The organism is Maribacter sp. ACAM166, from assembly GCF_005771495.1.
Lineage (GTDB): Bacteria > Bacteroidota > Bacteroidia > Flavobacteriales > Flavobacteriaceae > Maribacter.
Genome location: NZ_VAUW01000011.1, coordinates 116548 through 132121 on the forward strand (window position 1 = coordinate 116548; position 15574 = coordinate 132121).

Sequence of the window (15574 nt, forward strand, 5' to 3'; positions counted from 1 at the left end):
TTTACAATTAATAATTTATCTAATTTTTGAGGGTATATCAATTACTTAGGAGTTACTGATAAATTCTTAAAATTGATTTATAAAAAGCTGATTTGTAGAACTGTGTTATGAATTTTTGCTATTTTTAAATCCATAACCACACGTATGAAATCCAACAAACTAGTACTTGCACTAGTTATGACTATAATTACCTACCATTATGTGAATAGTCAAAATGTGCAAAAGAAACCTGAATTTTATAATTGGTTCGATAATCAAATAAATAAATACAATACTTCCCTTTTTAATGGACTTGAATATATAGAGTTGTACAGGACCATTAATGAACGGCATAAGTTTTTTAAAAGCAGTGAATTCTTAACAGGCTCAATTAACTACGATGGTCAGTTTTATGATAAGGTGCCTTTAAAATATGATTTAGACGCAGATGAACTTCTTTTTAATGTTGGGTATAACTATCCCTACCCAACATTGATACTGTTCAAATCTAAAACACAAAGCTTTAGCCTTGGTGGAAGTGAATTTATTCAGATAAACAATACTGTTGGTGAAGCCCAAATGACTGGTTTTTATGAACTATTAATGGAAAGTAGGTCTATAATCCTCTTAAAGAAAAATAATAAGAGAAGGTTCAAAAGAATAAAAGGTAGAACGGTGTATTACGAGTTTGATTATGAAAATAGTTATTTCATAAAGTATGAAGGTGATTTTCATAAAATAAATTCTAAAAGCGATATTATACGAATTTGGCCAGATAAGAAAGAATATATAAACGAGCACTTTAATCCTGCATTACGCAAAATCAATGAAGATAATTTTTGGACTAGTTTCTTTTCCAAATTAGCAGATACGTTCAACACCAAAAAAGAAGGAGAACAGCTATGAGAGAATATGTACAAATGCTCCTGCTTCTTTTAAGTGTTAGTGTCTTTGGACAGGAAAATGATAAAGAATTTAATTTTCAATTTGAAAATAAAGATGTTTTAGAACTCCTTAATGAAATTGAAGAAGAAGCTAACGTCACAGTTTATTTAGATGAAAAATGGGTGGTAGGAAAAAGCTACTCGGGTAATTTCAACAATCAAACTCTCGATGCTATTTTAGAAGAGGTTTTTAAGGAGACTAATTTGAACTTTTTTAAACTGAACGACACCAAAATAATTTTAACCCAGAACAATATCATCTATAAAGATTTACCAGAAGGTTTCTTTGGAAAGCAAGAGGTAGATTCAATCATTGAAAACACCAATTATACTAGAATTTCAAGTAATCCAGTATTCTCAAATATTGAGGCTTCAAAGAAGAATTCAGTCACTAGAACCGTAAGAATTGGTAAGGAAAATTTAGCAAATACTAAAAGTAGCTATACCATTAGTGGTTATGCTAAAACTGCAGAGCAAGGTCAACCAATTTCTAATTTATCTTTAATTCTTAACGAAAAAAATTCTGGGGCAGTCACCAATGATGACGGATTTTATGAATTAGAGGTGCCAATGGGAACAAGCATCCTTCAAACAAGTTCTATGGGTATAGAGGCAAGCACTACTAGGATTATTGTATTTAACGATGGGGAGTTAAATTTTAACCTGAATGAGAGTGTAGAATTTTTGGATGAGGTCATTGTAGAAGCCAATGCCGCTAGGAATGTGGAAGAAGCCTTGTCCGGTAGCACTGAATTGGTGGTAGAAGAAACCAAGAATATACCCTTGGTGCTAGGAGAACGAGATGTGTTAAAAGTTGCAACGACTCTACCAGGTATTTCTACAGCTGGTGAAGGTGCAGCCGGGTTTAACGTACGTGGTGGTAGCACAGATCAAAATCTTATCTTATTAGATAATGCCGTTATTTATAATCCTTCCCACTTTTTTGGAATTTTTCAGGCATTGAATCCTTTTACAACAAAAGACCTTAAAATTTTAAAAGGAGGTATACCTGCTGAATATGGCGGGCGTTTATCTTCTGTTTTCGATATAACATCTAAAGATGCCAACAATGAGAAATTTTCGGGTGAGGCGGCTGTAGGTCCCGTTACATCTAATGTGGCTTTGGAAATACCTGTAGTAAAAGATAAATCTGGACTGCTAGTTGGTGGTCGGGGAACATATTCTGGATGGATATTACGATCTCTTAAAGATGAATCACTTAATAATAGTAAAGCTTCCTTTTATGATGCAATAGCAAAGTATACCCATGTTATCAATGACAAAAATACGGTTAGGGCCATGGGATATTATAGTGATGATGCCTTCAGCATCACCTCAGATTCGGTATATGGCTATAATAATAGATTACTTTCATTTCAATGGGATCATCAATTCAATGAAAAGAATACGGGAAGTTTAATTATGGCCAATAGTAATTATAAATTCAATATTGGCTATGAAGGAAATTCAGATAGTAATTTTGATTTAGGTTTTGCAGTAGAAGAAACCGAGGCCAAATTTAAATTCACCTATTTGCACAATTCGGCCCATAAATTTGATTACGGCCTTTCTGCAAAATTATATAATGTAAAGCCTGGTAATTTAGAACCAAATGGAAGTAGTTCAATAGTAGATTCTAAAATGATACCTACCGAAAAAGCGGTAGAGGCAGCACTTTATGTATCAGATAATTTTAAGGTTAACGATAAACTACTGATCGATGTAGGTGTTAGGTATTCTATGTTCGCAACCCTAGGCACTGCAGATGCACGTATTTACGAGGAAAACATGACGAAAAATGACGAAACGTTGGTAGAGACTGTTTCTTATGACAACAATGAAGTTGTAGAAACCTATGGAGGTCCAGAAGTACGGCTTTCGGCACGGTATTTCCTGGGTCCTGATTTATCCGTCAAGGCCAGTTATAATAGTACGTACCAGTATATTCATAGATTATCTAATACGACTACTATTAGTCCTATCGATACCTGGAAACTATCAGATAATAATATCAAGCCTCAAAAGGGAAGACAAGTAGGACTCGGATTTTATAAAAATTTAGTAGGCAATCAATATGAGATTAGTTTAGAAGGGTACTATAAAGAAGCGGATAATTTATTGGATTTTAAAGTAGGTTCTGAGCTCTTACTAAATGAAACCATTGAGACGGAGACCCTACAAGGTGATGGTCAGGCATATGGTATTGAGTTTTTAATTCGTAAGAACTCTGGTAAGCTAAATGGTTGGCTAGGCTATACGTATTCACGTTCTTTTCTAAAGTTAGATAGTGAATTTGCAGAAGAACGGGTAAATAATGGAGAATTTTTCCCAACCAATTATGATAAGCCACATGACTTTAGTGCGGTTTTAAATTATAAGCTTACCAAAAGGTATAGTCTTTCGGCAAACTTATCATACCAAACTGGGCGACCTGTTACGTATCCTGTAGCACGCTATAATTTCAATAATTCAGAGTATGTAGTCTATAGTAACCGTAATGAGTTTAGGATTCCAGATTATTACCGATTAGATCTTGGGATTAACATAGAAGGCAACCACAAGATTAAAAAATTGGCACATAGTTTTTGGAATATATCCGTATATAATGTGCTAGGTAGAAACAACCCATATTCAGTATTTTTTGTTACAGAAAATGGAGAATTAAAAGCTTTTCAAAGCTCTATCTTCTCAATTCCTGTGCCTACTATAACGTATAATTTTAAATTTTAATAACAATTAATGAGGTATGAAAAGGCAAATGGGAATATACTTCTTGTTGATTTTGTTGCCCTTTTTGGTGGTTAATTGCATTGAACCTTTTGAACCAGAAGCAGTAGATTTTGAAAGTGCGTTAGTGATTGAAGCAACAATTACAGACGAAAATAAAAACCAAGAGATACTGGTTTCCAGAACTTTTGCGTTAGACACTACTGGACTCTATGGCGAACGTGGCGCACAAGTATCGGTTACTGACACAAACGGTGACGTTTATGATTTCGTAGAAGCTAAAGAGGGTAAATATGTCTCGAGCATATCATTTGCAGCGCAAACGGGAGTAGGCTATAGTCTTTCAATTAACACAAAAGATGGCAGTACGTATTCATCTGAACAAGTTATAGCCACCCAGCCAACCAAAATTGATAGTCTTTACACAGAAATAAACTTTAAGGATGGCGAGGTTAATGAGGGTATATTCGTCTATGTAGATAGTGTCGACCCTACAAAAAGTAATGAATATTATCGCTATGTATATGAGGAGACCTATAAAATTATTGCTCCTTACTGGAGCCCTTTAGATGCCTATGTAATATCAAGAGTTCCTTTCGATTATAAGGTTGGAACATTTGACAGGGAACAATATGAACGAATATGTTACAATACGGTAATCTCTAAAGATGTAATTCAGATAAAAGCATCAAATTTTATTGATAATAGAATTAGTAAATTTTCTATTCGTTTTATTAATAGGGATAACTGGATTCTTGCCAATCGATATAGTATTCTAGTAAAACAATATGTAGAATCTAGGGCTGCTTACAACTATTATGATACTTTAAAATCTTTATCCGATTCAGAAAGTTCGTTATATCAAATACAGACGGGATTCTTGGAAGGAAATATACATTCGGTGACCTACAAAAATGAAAATGTAGTTGGGTATTTTCAAGTAAGTTCAGTTTCTGAGAAGAGAATTTTCTTTGATTATGAAGATTATTTTCCTGGCGAGGAGTCACCAGGTTATGAAAGTGAGTGCGAATTATTAACGCCTAATTTAAATGATATTGGTGGAGGTTCTTATTTAGCTACTGGAATAGATTGGGATTTATTTACCTTTTATGAAGAAAATGGTGATAAACTTGATTCAAATCATCCTTTTGTAATGGCTTCGCCTAATTCTTGTGGAGATTGTACAGTGTTGGGTAGTAATGTAAAACCAGATTTTTGGGTAGAAGATTAAGAAAATATAAAAATAAAAATGAGAATGACGAGTTATTTGACAACCATAAAGCAACTAATAATGGCATTGACCATTGGCCTTATGCTGCAAAGCTGTATTGATCCATTTGAACCAGAAGCAACAGAATTTAAAAGTGCTTTGGTAATAGAGGGTACCATTACCGATCGTGAGGAAACCCAACGTGTTATGGTTTCTAGAACATTTCCTTTAGATACTGTTTTAATGACGGGTTTAAGTTCGGCCAAGGTATCAGTTTTGGACAGTAATGGAGGTGTTTATGTATTTAGCGAAACTTCCCCGGGCGATTATCGTTCCAATACTTCTTTCGCTGCCATAGCTGGACTATCCTATAGTTTAAGAGTGGAGACTTCGGATGGAAACAGCTATACTTCAGATGAAACAGCGGTACCGGCACAAACAAATATAGATGAATTATATGCTGCTAGAGATTTTAAGGATAACGGTGCAGAAGAAGGTATGTTCATTTATGTAGATAGTTATGATTCCTCAGGGCAATCTAAGTACTACCGGTATGAATATGAAGAGACCTATAAAATAATAGCACCGTTTTGGAGTGCTGCCGATGCGTATATCGTTTCCCCATTACCCAATCCGGAAGTTGCTACAAGGGCCAGAACAAATGAGGAACGGGTTGCATATAATACAGATGCTTCAAATACTATCATACAAGAGAATACAACGGAATTTGGTGAAGATCGTGTAAATAAATTTCCGGTACGTTTCATCAATAGGGAGAATTTTATACTATCGCATCGCTATAGTATTCTCGTAAAGCAATTTGTGCAGAATAGAGCCGCATTTTCTTATTATGAAACCTTAGAATCACTGTCAGGCACAGAAAGTCTCTTTTCGCAGAGACAGTCAGGGTTTTTAGAAGGAAATATAAAATCTGATACAAACCCTGAAGAAGATGTAGTTGGCTTTTTTCAAGTATGTACAGTTTCTGAGAAACGGATATTTTTCAACTATACCGATTTTTTTCAAGGTGAAAGTTTACCTAAATATCCAACAGACTGTTTTTTGGTGTCTCCTCCTATAATCACTGAAACTGGCGCCTCACCATTGCTAATCGCAATAGAGCTGGAAACACTTAAATACGTAGAGGATTATGATCAAGAAACGAACCCCAAAAATTTCAGTGAATCAGGACCTTTCTTGATGGTGGCTACTCCATGTGGGGATAGTACCTTTTATGGTAGTAATTTAGTGCCTGAATTTTGGGAAGAATAAAGAGATTTAAATATGAAGAAAAAGATAAATTTAATTCTGTTATTGGTTGTTCATTTTACTTTCCTACAAATGAATGCACAAGATGTAGCCACTAGTCAAATGAATAATGATGGGCTAGTTCCACATCAAGAACAGGTGTACGTACATGCAAATTCAACTTTGGTTTTTGTGGGGGAGTACCTTTATTACACCATGTATTGTTTAAAGGATACTACAGGTCAATTAAGTGATGTTAGCAAGATTGCCTATCTGAAATTGGTGAACGAAAATAAGGAGGTCGTTTTAAACCAAAAAATTAAATTGACCAATGGTATTGGAGATAGTAACTTTTTCATTCCGTCAAGTATTCCTTCGGGAAATTATAAAGTGATTGCTTATACACAATGGATGCTTAATAACGGTAAAAATTATTTCTACAGTAATGATATCACAGTTTTGAATCCATACACTAATGATCAAGCTGTATTTAGAATAAAAGACAAAAATGATTCAGTGGGTTCTACTTCTAAATTGGTTACCAATGGTAGTAATACTTCTTTAGATAATATGCCCCTGCGATTAGAATTAAATGAAACTACCTATGCGACACGTCAACCCATTTCACTACAAATAGCTGCCACTACTTTAGAAGGTTTAGGGAATTATTCAGTTTCGGTTAGGAAAGTTGACGAAATGGAGACCCAGATTACTACTTCTGCTTTAGACTATAAAAGTGTGTACCCAAAAAAAGGAAAAATTAAAAAACTCTTATTACCAGAATTAAGAGGAGAGCTTTTAATAGGGGAATTAACTGCCACAAATGATATTGGCAATAATCAAAATAAAGTGGTAGCCGCTTCATTTCCTGGAGAGGATTATCTATTTAAATTGGCGACTACAGATTCTAAAGGGCAGTTCTATATAAATGTAGCCGAAGACTATACTGCTAATGAGGTATATGTTCAGGTAATAAATGATGGGGATGAAGAATATGAAATCAAATTGAAACCAGAAAAAGATTTAGATTTTGCCGATTTGAAATTTGAAATCTTTAAATTGGATAGGAAAATGGAATCCTTAATCAAAGAACGAAGTATATATAATCAAATTGAGAATGCATACTATAGCAGTAAACCAGATACCATTTTAATAGGAAAACCTAACAGTAGATTTTATGGAAAGGGTACTATGAACTATGTACTTGATGAGTACACTAGATTTCCATCCATCAGGGAAACCTTTGTAGAGGTCGTTGAACATGTATGGATACAACAAAATAAAGAAGGAAAAACCGAATTTCATGTACGGCCAATAGCCCCTTACATAGAATCTGGTAAGTTACCTTTGGTATTTGTAGACGGTTTATTAGTTATAGAGCATGAAAGGCTTATTAACTTATCTTCTGTTCAAGTAGAATCCATTAACATATCAAGAAATCAGCATTTTTATGGAACAAAGTCGTTTCAAGGTGTGGTCGATGTAACCACGATTAAATCTAATTTTTATGAAAATTACTATACAGACAATATGTTGTCTCATAAACTTTTCAAACCCAATGAAAGTAAGAATTACTATCATCAATCGTATGACGGAGCTTTAAGTGAAGAGTACAAGAGATTACCAGATTTTAGATATCAGCTAATTTGGTTCCCGAATTTTCAAATGACAGCCAAAGAAGGAAATATAGAATTTTATAGTTCAGACATCACAGGTGAATATGAAGTATCACTTGAAGGCTTTACTAAAACAGGTATACCAGTATCCTTAAGAAAGAACTTTTGGGTTAAATAATTGAAATATATCCTTTATAATAAAAAGGGTTACATTTAAAATCCAATAGATAGATATGCTTACAAAGGTTTATGGTAGTGCAGTTTTTGGTGTAGAGGCAACAACAATAATTGTTGAAGTGAATATAGACAAGGGTATTGGTTATCATTTGGTAGGTCTCCCAGATAATGCTATCAAAGAAAGTAATTACCGTATCGCTGCTGCATTACAGAACAACGGCTATAAAATTCCGGGTAAAAAGATTACCATTAATATGGCTCCGGCAGATCTTCGTAAAGAAGGGTCTGCTTATGACCTTACATTGGCTATTGGTATTCTTACAGCTTCCAATCAGATTAAATCCGAGGATATTGAGAAATACATTATTATGGGCGAACTTTCCCTTGATGGTGGCCTTCAGCCTATAAAAGGGGCGTTACCAATTGCTATAAAAGCCAAAGAAGAAGGCTATAAAGGTTTTATATTACCTAAAGACAATGCTAGAGAGGCAGCAATTGTAAGTGGTCTTGAAGTATTCGGAATTGATAATATTAAAGAGGTAATTAACTTTTTTGATATTGGAACTCCATTGGAGCAAACTATAATAGATACAAGAGCAGAATTTTATAAAACGTTAGATTTTCCTGAATTTGATTTTTCTGATGTAAAAGGTCAAGAAAGTATTAAGCGTTGCATGGAGATTGCGGCGGCGGGTGGTCATAATGTTATTTTGATTGGCCCGCCAGGAGCAGGTAAAACGATGTTAGCTAAACGATTACCTTCCATTTTGCCTCCTATGACGCTACATGAAGCTTTGGAAACTACAAAAATTCATAGTGTGGTCGGTAAGATTAAAAATATGGGTTTGATGAGCCAACGGCCATTTAGAAGTCCCCATCATACAATATCAGATGTCGCACTTGTCGGTGGTGGCTCATATCCACAGCCAGGTGAAATTTCCCTTTCGCATAATGGCGTATTATTTTTAGATGAATTGCCGGAATTCAAACGCGGCGTATTAGAGGTTCTACGACAGCCTTTAGAAGATAGGGAGGTGACTATATCACGAGCTAGATTTACAGTGACCTATCCCAGTAGTTTTATGTTAGTGGCTAGTATGAATCCCAGTCCAGGTGGGTATTTCAATGATCCAGATGCGCCAGTAACTTCGTCACCAGCAGAAATGCAGCGGTATTTAAGTAAGATTTCTGGACCGTTATTAGATCGAATCGATATTCATATAGAAGTAACCCCAGTTCCTTTTGAAAAACTTTCGGAAGAGCGAAAAGGAGAAGGAAGTGTTGAAATTAGAAAACGGGTAACTGCGTCGCGTGAGTTACAAACATTACGTTTCGCTGAATTGAATAATATTCATTACAATGCCCAAATGAATACAAAGCAAATTCGAGCACATTGCAAACTAGATGATAAATCGAAGTCTTTATTGAAAAATGCGATGGAACGATTAAATCTTTCTGCACGTGCTTACGACCGTATTTTAAAGGTTGCAAGAACAATTGCAGATCTTGCTGGTGATTCTAATTTAAACGGAGACCATATTTCAGAAGCGATTCAGTATAGGTCTCTTGATAGGGAAGGTTGGTTGGGGTAGATTTAGGAGGAGACCAAGACCAACAAAATCCCACCCATGACAGTTAGCAGCTATTTACTGAATTTTCTTCGGGCAATAGTCTTTGTCTGATTTTATGGAAGAATTTAACCATATGAAGAACTTTTTTTGACTGAGGAATTCATCTCCATTATTGATTTTTAATGCTTATACTATTCCAATAACGACTCTTAAGATTTCCCCAAAAGCATATTAAAGTAATTGATTTTCTTAATTTTAGATAGTATTTGCTGATGTATTTTATGAAAAAATTTAATCCTGTAATGTAGTGATAAGTGGTAGTCTTAATTAGGAGCTAATGAGTTTGTAAACACTATTTTAATAGAACCTATATATTATAGAAAGACAGACATTTCGTTGGTCAACTGGTGTTTTATCTCCTACTATAAACGATCACAATATTTCTTTTTTTCCATCACTATGCTGAACAACCATAGATGCCATAAATAGATGTTTTACGAAAGTCAAAGCCAATTAATATCAGATTTATACTGATTTATTATAGGGTTTTTTCGGTGTTAATTGGTTTAGAATATATAAGAATTAATCTTAAATCATATTTGTAGTTAAGCCCAATGTGTCAAAAAAATTTAATCAATAGAATTCCCCGAGGCTCTGCCTCTGGTGTTGCGTAAGGATAATTACATTAGTGAGTATGAGCGAACATATTCATAAGAGTCATAACAAAAGCTTGCTTTTGTATCATTTTGTATGTCCTATCAAATATAGGAGAAAAGTATTGAGTGCAGAGGTTTCATCCACCTTCAAGGATGTTTGTATGAAAATAAAAGACCGTTACGAAATTCACTTTTTCGAAATCGGTTTGGATGATAATCATGTTCATTTTTTGATACAAAGCATTCCAACGAACACCTCCAATAAGATAATCGTAGCTGTCAAGAGCATAACGGCCAAAGAAATTTTTCGCCTTCATCCAGAGGTCAAGCAGATACTCTGGGGCGGTAAGTTTTGGATGAGTGGCTATTATGTAAATACTGTTGGGTAATATGCAAGTGGGGAAGTGATTAAAAAACATATTCAGAATCAAGGAAAGTCAAAGTATACCCAGTTGCACAAAAATCAGTTACGTTTGTTTTGATACCTCTATGGCTCTGCCTCGGGGTAGTTCATATATCCCCAAATGAAAAATGTATTTAACCTTTTAAACAATTTAAAAATGAAAACGATTTAAAATATGACACTAGGTACTTTGACTGTTGTGTCTTGCAGCAAAAATAGTGAGGATGTTGAAAATGATTCACTTGTGGGTATCGGCTTAAAGGCAGATGCAAAAGTTAGAGTTGGTGATTTGCCTGTAGAAATTTTAGATTTTGTGGCAAGTGAATTTCCTGAACTAACCATAAATGAGTCAGAAGAAGAAGATAATGGTAATTTTAAAGTAGAATTAAGTAATGATATAGAACTTGTCTTTGATGCCAATGGTGACTTTTTAGGCATTGATGACGATAGCCAAGAAAATGGTGATTTCGACGACTCTGAAATTATCAAAGAAGACTTATTGCAAGCTATTTTGGACTATATCGAGCTAAAGTACCCTGAAATGGGGATAGATGAAGCAGAAATGGAACATAATAATCAATACGAAGTAAAATTGAATGACGATACCGTTTTGATTTTTAATAGTAATGGTGATTTTCAGGGTGTTGGTGTCGAAGAAAATGATCAGGATGATAATGGTGATTACGACTGGGAAGAAGAAGGTGGAAACGATGATGGAGATGCTATAGACCCCGCCGACTTACCAGAGATGGTAATGGCGTATTTGGAAGAGACCTACCCAAACCTACCCATTGTACATGCGGAAATTGAAGATGAAGGAGCTTTCGAAGTAACAATGAGTAATGGCCTGGAAGTGTATTTCGATACCGAAGGAAATTTCCTTTCTGTGGATGAAGACTAAGATAACCCTGTTGCCTCACTCATCTTTTTGGAGTTAAGTAACAAGGTATTTTAAATTTAGAGAGCTTTAGAATAAGTATTGTTTGGTAATTACTTCTACACGATTAAAAATAATTAATCAGAGCTGAAAACTATGAATTATCGTTTTCAAGCCCTAACTCATTTTTGCTAATAACACCTTTGTCCCAACAATCTATATTATAGAATGTGATTTCTGCAATATTGGTCAACGCTTCTTTGGTTATGAAACCTTGATGTGGTGTCATCAGTACGTTAGGAAAGGAAAGTAAATTTTTCAATTGTTCGTCTTTAATTCCAGTTTTTGAATTATCCTTAAAGAAAACACCTTTTTCCTTTTCGTAAACATCCGTTGCGTAACCACCAATATTGCCTAATTCTAATGCTTTTATCAATGCCTTGGTTTCTACAATGGAACCTCTAGCGCTATTGATGAGGACAACCCCTTTTTTCATTAAAGCCAATTTTTCTTTGTTGATATAGGAATAGTTTTCATGGGTGAGAGGAATATGCAGGCTAATAATATCTGATTTGCTACAAAGGTTATTAATGTCGGTATAGATGACATCACCTAGTTCTACCAAATTGTTGTTTTCAACTAAATCATTTGCCAATACTTTACACCCGAAACCATGCATAATCTTCACCATAATGCTTCCAATACGCCCAGTACCGATTATGCCTACTGTTTTTCCGTGTAAGTCATATCCCATCAAATTATCCTGTAAAAAATTATAGGAGTGTACTTGGTGGTCAGCTCGAATTATTTTTCGGTTCAGGGCTAATAAAAGTGCAGTGGCATGTTCGGCAATTGCATATGGAGAATAGTCAGGAGCATTGGCTACCTGAAATCCAATACGCTTTGCGGTCTTTAGATGAATGTTGTTATAGCCGGCGGAACGTATGGTTATACAACGCACACCTACACTCCATAACTTTTCTAAAACTATAGATGAGGCATCGTCTCCTGAGAATATCGAAATAGCTTTATAACCAACTGCTTTGATTGCAGTTTCAGTATCCAAAGCGTCTTTGATATAGGTAACCTTAGAATTATTAACATTGGCATCCTTTAAAAAAGGAATTTCAAAATCTTTTGCACTATAAACCAGTAACTTCATTTTTGTCCTGTTCTCTTTATTTTAAATCCAGTTCTTTTATGACCAATATGATTAATTTCATAGTACCACTATTTAAATACCTTTCTTATATACATCTATTTCCATTGCTTATTCATCAAACACGTTAGGGATATGAAAAGTATTCGACTTTTATGCTTGTGGAATCACCATAAATGGTACGGTGCTATGAAAACCAAGTTTTTTAATAACCGGTTCTATAAAAAGCTTCTCTAAAAAAGAGTGTTTGTTCTGAACCATTACCAAAAGATTAATCTTTGTCTTGGACTGAAACTCATTGACCGCATCTATAATACCATTATCGGGCAAATCGTGAAATAGAGAAAAATCTCCCAGTAGTTTTTTTAGTTGGTTTTTATGCATTTCCTGTGTCTTAGTCAGTGTATATCCAGCGCGGACGTGTATTACGTTTATTCTTGAAAGGTGCAGTTTGGCAACATTTAAAAGTAAATGCAAATTTTCTTTTTGGAATTCAATTTCATAATCAGTGGGGAATAAAATTTCATTGGGAGCCTCGTAGTCAAAATTTTCAGGTATAGCAATTACTGGGCAGGTGGCTTTTGTAATTACATGTATTGTATTGCTACCGAACAGAATTTCTTTGGCACCGGTAGCACCCTTAGTGCCCATAATAATCAAATCTATTTTTTTATTTTTTGTTTCTCTTTTTATAGCATCTGAGAACGTATCATAAAGTGCCAAGGTAATAAAGGAGTGGTTGTCGTTTTCGTGCATTTTTTGAATGCGGCCCAATAATTTTTTAAGGCTTACTTTACTGTCCTTTAAAATAATTTTCTGGAATTTTTCCGATGCTCCCTTCACTGATGTCTCAGCTCCTGAATAGACCGGAACAGGGTTGACATGAAGTAAGTAAAACGTGCATTCTATTTTATTGAACAATTCTAAGCCATAGACAAGAGCGTTCCACGCAAGTTCTGAAAAATCAGTTGGTATCAATATATGTTTCATCCTATTCCTTTTAATGGTAAAGATAAAAGGGCAAAAACTAATTAAAAATGATAGTAATCATGTTTGGGTTTATTTAATGATTTTTTCTATAGAAGGAAAATTCATCATAGCATTTGTATAGTCTTCAATATCTTAATACAACTAGTTATGGTTTGAAAGTAAGCCAGGCAAGCGCAGCTGGGCCTAAAACCGCATCGGAACTGGTTGCTGTTGCCAGTAATACTTTTACTTTCCCCTTGTAAGCACCAAACAGATACTGTTCCATATGCTGTTTAACAGGATGGATCAGGATATCCCCTGCCTTGCTCAATCCACCGGAGAGGATAAAGGCTTCTATATCTAGATGGGCCACGGTATCAGCCATCTTACTTCCCAAAATTTTGCCAGTAAGTTCAAAAGCTTTTAAAGCAATTTTATCATTCTTTACTGCCGCATTGGAAATATCAACACCAGTCATTTCGGTAAAGCTTAGGCTACGTAATGGGGAATCTTCACGCATTTCCGCCATTAGTTCGAAGACAGTTCTTTTTATGCCTGTTACGGAGGCGTAGGTTTCTAGGCACCCCTGTAATCCACAATTACACATTCTTCCATACGGATCTACGTTAACATGACCAATTTCCCCAGCTGCGCCATGTTCGCCAATGAGCAATTTACCATCTACAATAATTCCACTCCCAAGACCGGTTCCTAAGGTCAAGGTGACAAAATTTTTCATGCCAATGGCTGCACCGAATAGCATTTCGCCTAGGGCGGCAGCGTTTGCATCGTTGGCTAATGCCACTGGAAGTTTAAAATTATCCTTAAATATTTTAACAATCGGTGTAGTCTTACCCCATTTTAAGTTAGGCGGACTTTCAATCTGTCCCGTATATGGATTCGCATTTGGAGCACCCACACCAATAGATAGTATGTTTAACGTTGTATCATTTTTTTGAATAATATCTTTTACTTCGAACCTCAGTTTCTCAAGAAAATCTGAAAACGGTCTTTTCGCCTCAGTTTGAAAAACCTTTTTATCCAGTATTTGACCATCGCAGGAAACTAAACCGATTTTGGTCAGACTACCACCGATATCAATGGCCAAGACTACCTCTATTTTTTTGTCATTTCCCATTTCTTACATTTAATGACGCTTCACAAATAAAGGTAGCTATAATTGGGCAAAGTACATAATACAGCACTATGCCATTATCCAGCCAACGTGGGATTAACCCATGGTTATTTGAAAAATCCACTAAATGATATTTCGTTTATAAATTGATGATTATCTTTAAAATTACAGAGGTGACCCTTGAAATCGAATTTTATTAGTAAGGTTAAATTTTGTTTTGATAATCGCAAGGATTAAATGCTACGATTGTCTGCCCACCAGACTTCATAATCATTAGGTACTAGTATACTGTAGCTCTGATATCCTTAATCAGTAATTCTTATGCCGATGACTTCATTTTTTTTATTTCCTACATAACCGATGAAAGTGATAAAAATCGCCAAACGGTATAAATATTTTAGTGATCACCTCATGTACCACCTTTTCGGCGGCCCTATTATGTTTCCAAACTTGCATCGGCAAACGGGCTTGAGTTTCCCGCTCCACAATCTGAAACAATCGCCCAGTATCCTCATATAGTGTAATCTACAACACCAGAATTTTCTTATTTAGTATTTAATGCTTAGGTTTCGCCAACCCTAATGGCTACCCGAGGGAGGGGGGTAGCCAAATAGATAATCGAATACTACTTTCAAGATACTTTACTGTTTTACACTTTAGTTATGTAAGCTATTTTACAACAATGCATTGTTGGCTTAGTTAACAAAATATACCGAATACCTGAAATAGACAATCAGTAGACTTCATATTAAGATGAGGAAATTACTATTGATAACCAATAGCGTCCTAAACGATTAAAAAAGAGAAAGGGAATTCTGTTCCTCAAAGTTACCTTTGTGGTGCACTCAAAACCACACCTTTCTCTTATGTTAAATATAACCTTGTTTTCCCAAATCATCTCGA

Annotated in this window: 10 protein-coding genes and 1 pseudogene; 8 read left to right on the plus strand and 3 right to left on the minus strand. The window is 35.1% G+C overall.

Features of this window, described 5'->3' with window-relative positions; genetic code table 11:
- Nucleotides 1-144: 144 nt before the first annotated feature.
- The 8 genes and pseudogenes from ES765_RS10025 to ES765_RS10060 all read left to right on the plus strand — a co-directional run bounded on the left by ES765_RS10025 (nucleotide 145) and on the right by ES765_RS10060 (nucleotide 11432).
- Nucleotides 145-885, plus strand: a complete 741-nt coding sequence (locus ES765_RS10025; RefSeq protein ID WP_138113786.1) for a hypothetical protein — start codon at nucleotides 145-147, stop codon at nucleotides 883-885.
- On the plus strand, nucleotides 882-3653 hold the full coding sequence (locus tag ES765_RS10030) for a TonB-dependent receptor (RefSeq protein WP_138113788.1): 2772 nt from the start codon (nucleotides 882-884) through the stop codon (nucleotides 3651-3653). Before ES765_RS10025 ends, ES765_RS10030 begins: the two co-directional genes overlap by 4 nt.
- A gap of 16 nt (nucleotides 3654-3669) precedes the next feature.
- Nucleotides 3670-4881: a DUF4249 domain-containing protein gene (locus ES765_RS10035; RefSeq protein ID WP_138113790.1), complete on the plus strand. Its 1212-nt coding sequence runs from the start codon at nucleotides 3670-3672 to the stop codon at nucleotides 4879-4881.
- A 60-nt stretch (nucleotides 4882-4941) separates the two neighbouring features.
- Nucleotides 4942-6132 (plus strand): DUF4249 domain-containing protein, encoded by a 1191-nt coding sequence (locus tag ES765_RS10040; protein WP_171017277.1) that lies wholly within the window; start codon nucleotides 4942-4944, stop codon nucleotides 6130-6132.
- Between the two features lie 12 nt (nucleotides 6133-6144).
- Nucleotides 6145-7902: a hypothetical protein gene (locus tag ES765_RS10045; RefSeq protein ID WP_138113794.1), complete on the plus strand. Its 1758-nt coding sequence runs from the start codon at nucleotides 6145-6147 to the stop codon at nucleotides 7900-7902.
- 55 nt (nucleotides 7903-7957) lie between these two features.
- On the plus strand, nucleotides 7958-9493 hold the full coding sequence (locus ES765_RS10050; RefSeq protein WP_138113796.1) for a YifB family Mg chelatase-like AAA ATPase: 1536 nt from the start codon (nucleotides 7958-7960) through the stop codon (nucleotides 9491-9493).
- Between the two features lie 673 nt (nucleotides 9494-10166).
- Nucleotides 10167-10610 (plus strand): annotated as a pseudogene (gene tnpA / locus ES765_RS10055) (IS200/IS605 family transposase).
- A gap of 96 nt (nucleotides 10611-10706) precedes the next feature.
- Complete coding sequence (locus ES765_RS10060) at nucleotides 10707-11432, plus strand: PepSY-like domain-containing protein (protein ID WP_138113798.1); 726 nt, start codon at nucleotides 10707-10709, stop codon at nucleotides 11430-11432.
- A gap of 130 nt (nucleotides 11433-11562) precedes the next feature.
- Here the strand turns inward: ES765_RS10060 and ES765_RS10065 are convergent, their stop codons facing one another.
- The 3 genes from ES765_RS10065 to ES765_RS10075 all read right to left on the minus strand — a co-directional run bounded on the left by ES765_RS10065 (nucleotide 11563) and on the right by ES765_RS10075 (nucleotide 14674).
- Nucleotides 11563-12570, minus strand: coding sequence for a 2-hydroxyacid dehydrogenase (locus tag ES765_RS10065; protein WP_138113800.1), 1008 nt, complete (start codon nucleotides 12568-12570; stop codon nucleotides 11563-11565).
- 150 nt (nucleotides 12571-12720) lie between these two features.
- Nucleotides 12721-13557 carry a universal stress protein gene (locus tag ES765_RS10070; protein ID WP_138113802.1) on the minus strand — a complete coding sequence of 279 codons (837 nt, stop codon included), beginning with the start codon at nucleotides 13555-13557 and terminating at the stop codon, nucleotides 12721-12723.
- Nucleotides 13558-13702: 145 nt separating this feature from the next.
- Nucleotides 13703-14674: an ROK family protein gene (locus ES765_RS10075; RefSeq protein WP_138113804.1), complete on the minus strand. Its 972-nt coding sequence runs from the start codon at nucleotides 14672-14674 to the stop codon at nucleotides 13703-13705.
- Between the last annotated feature and the right edge of the window lie 900 nt (nucleotides 14675-15574).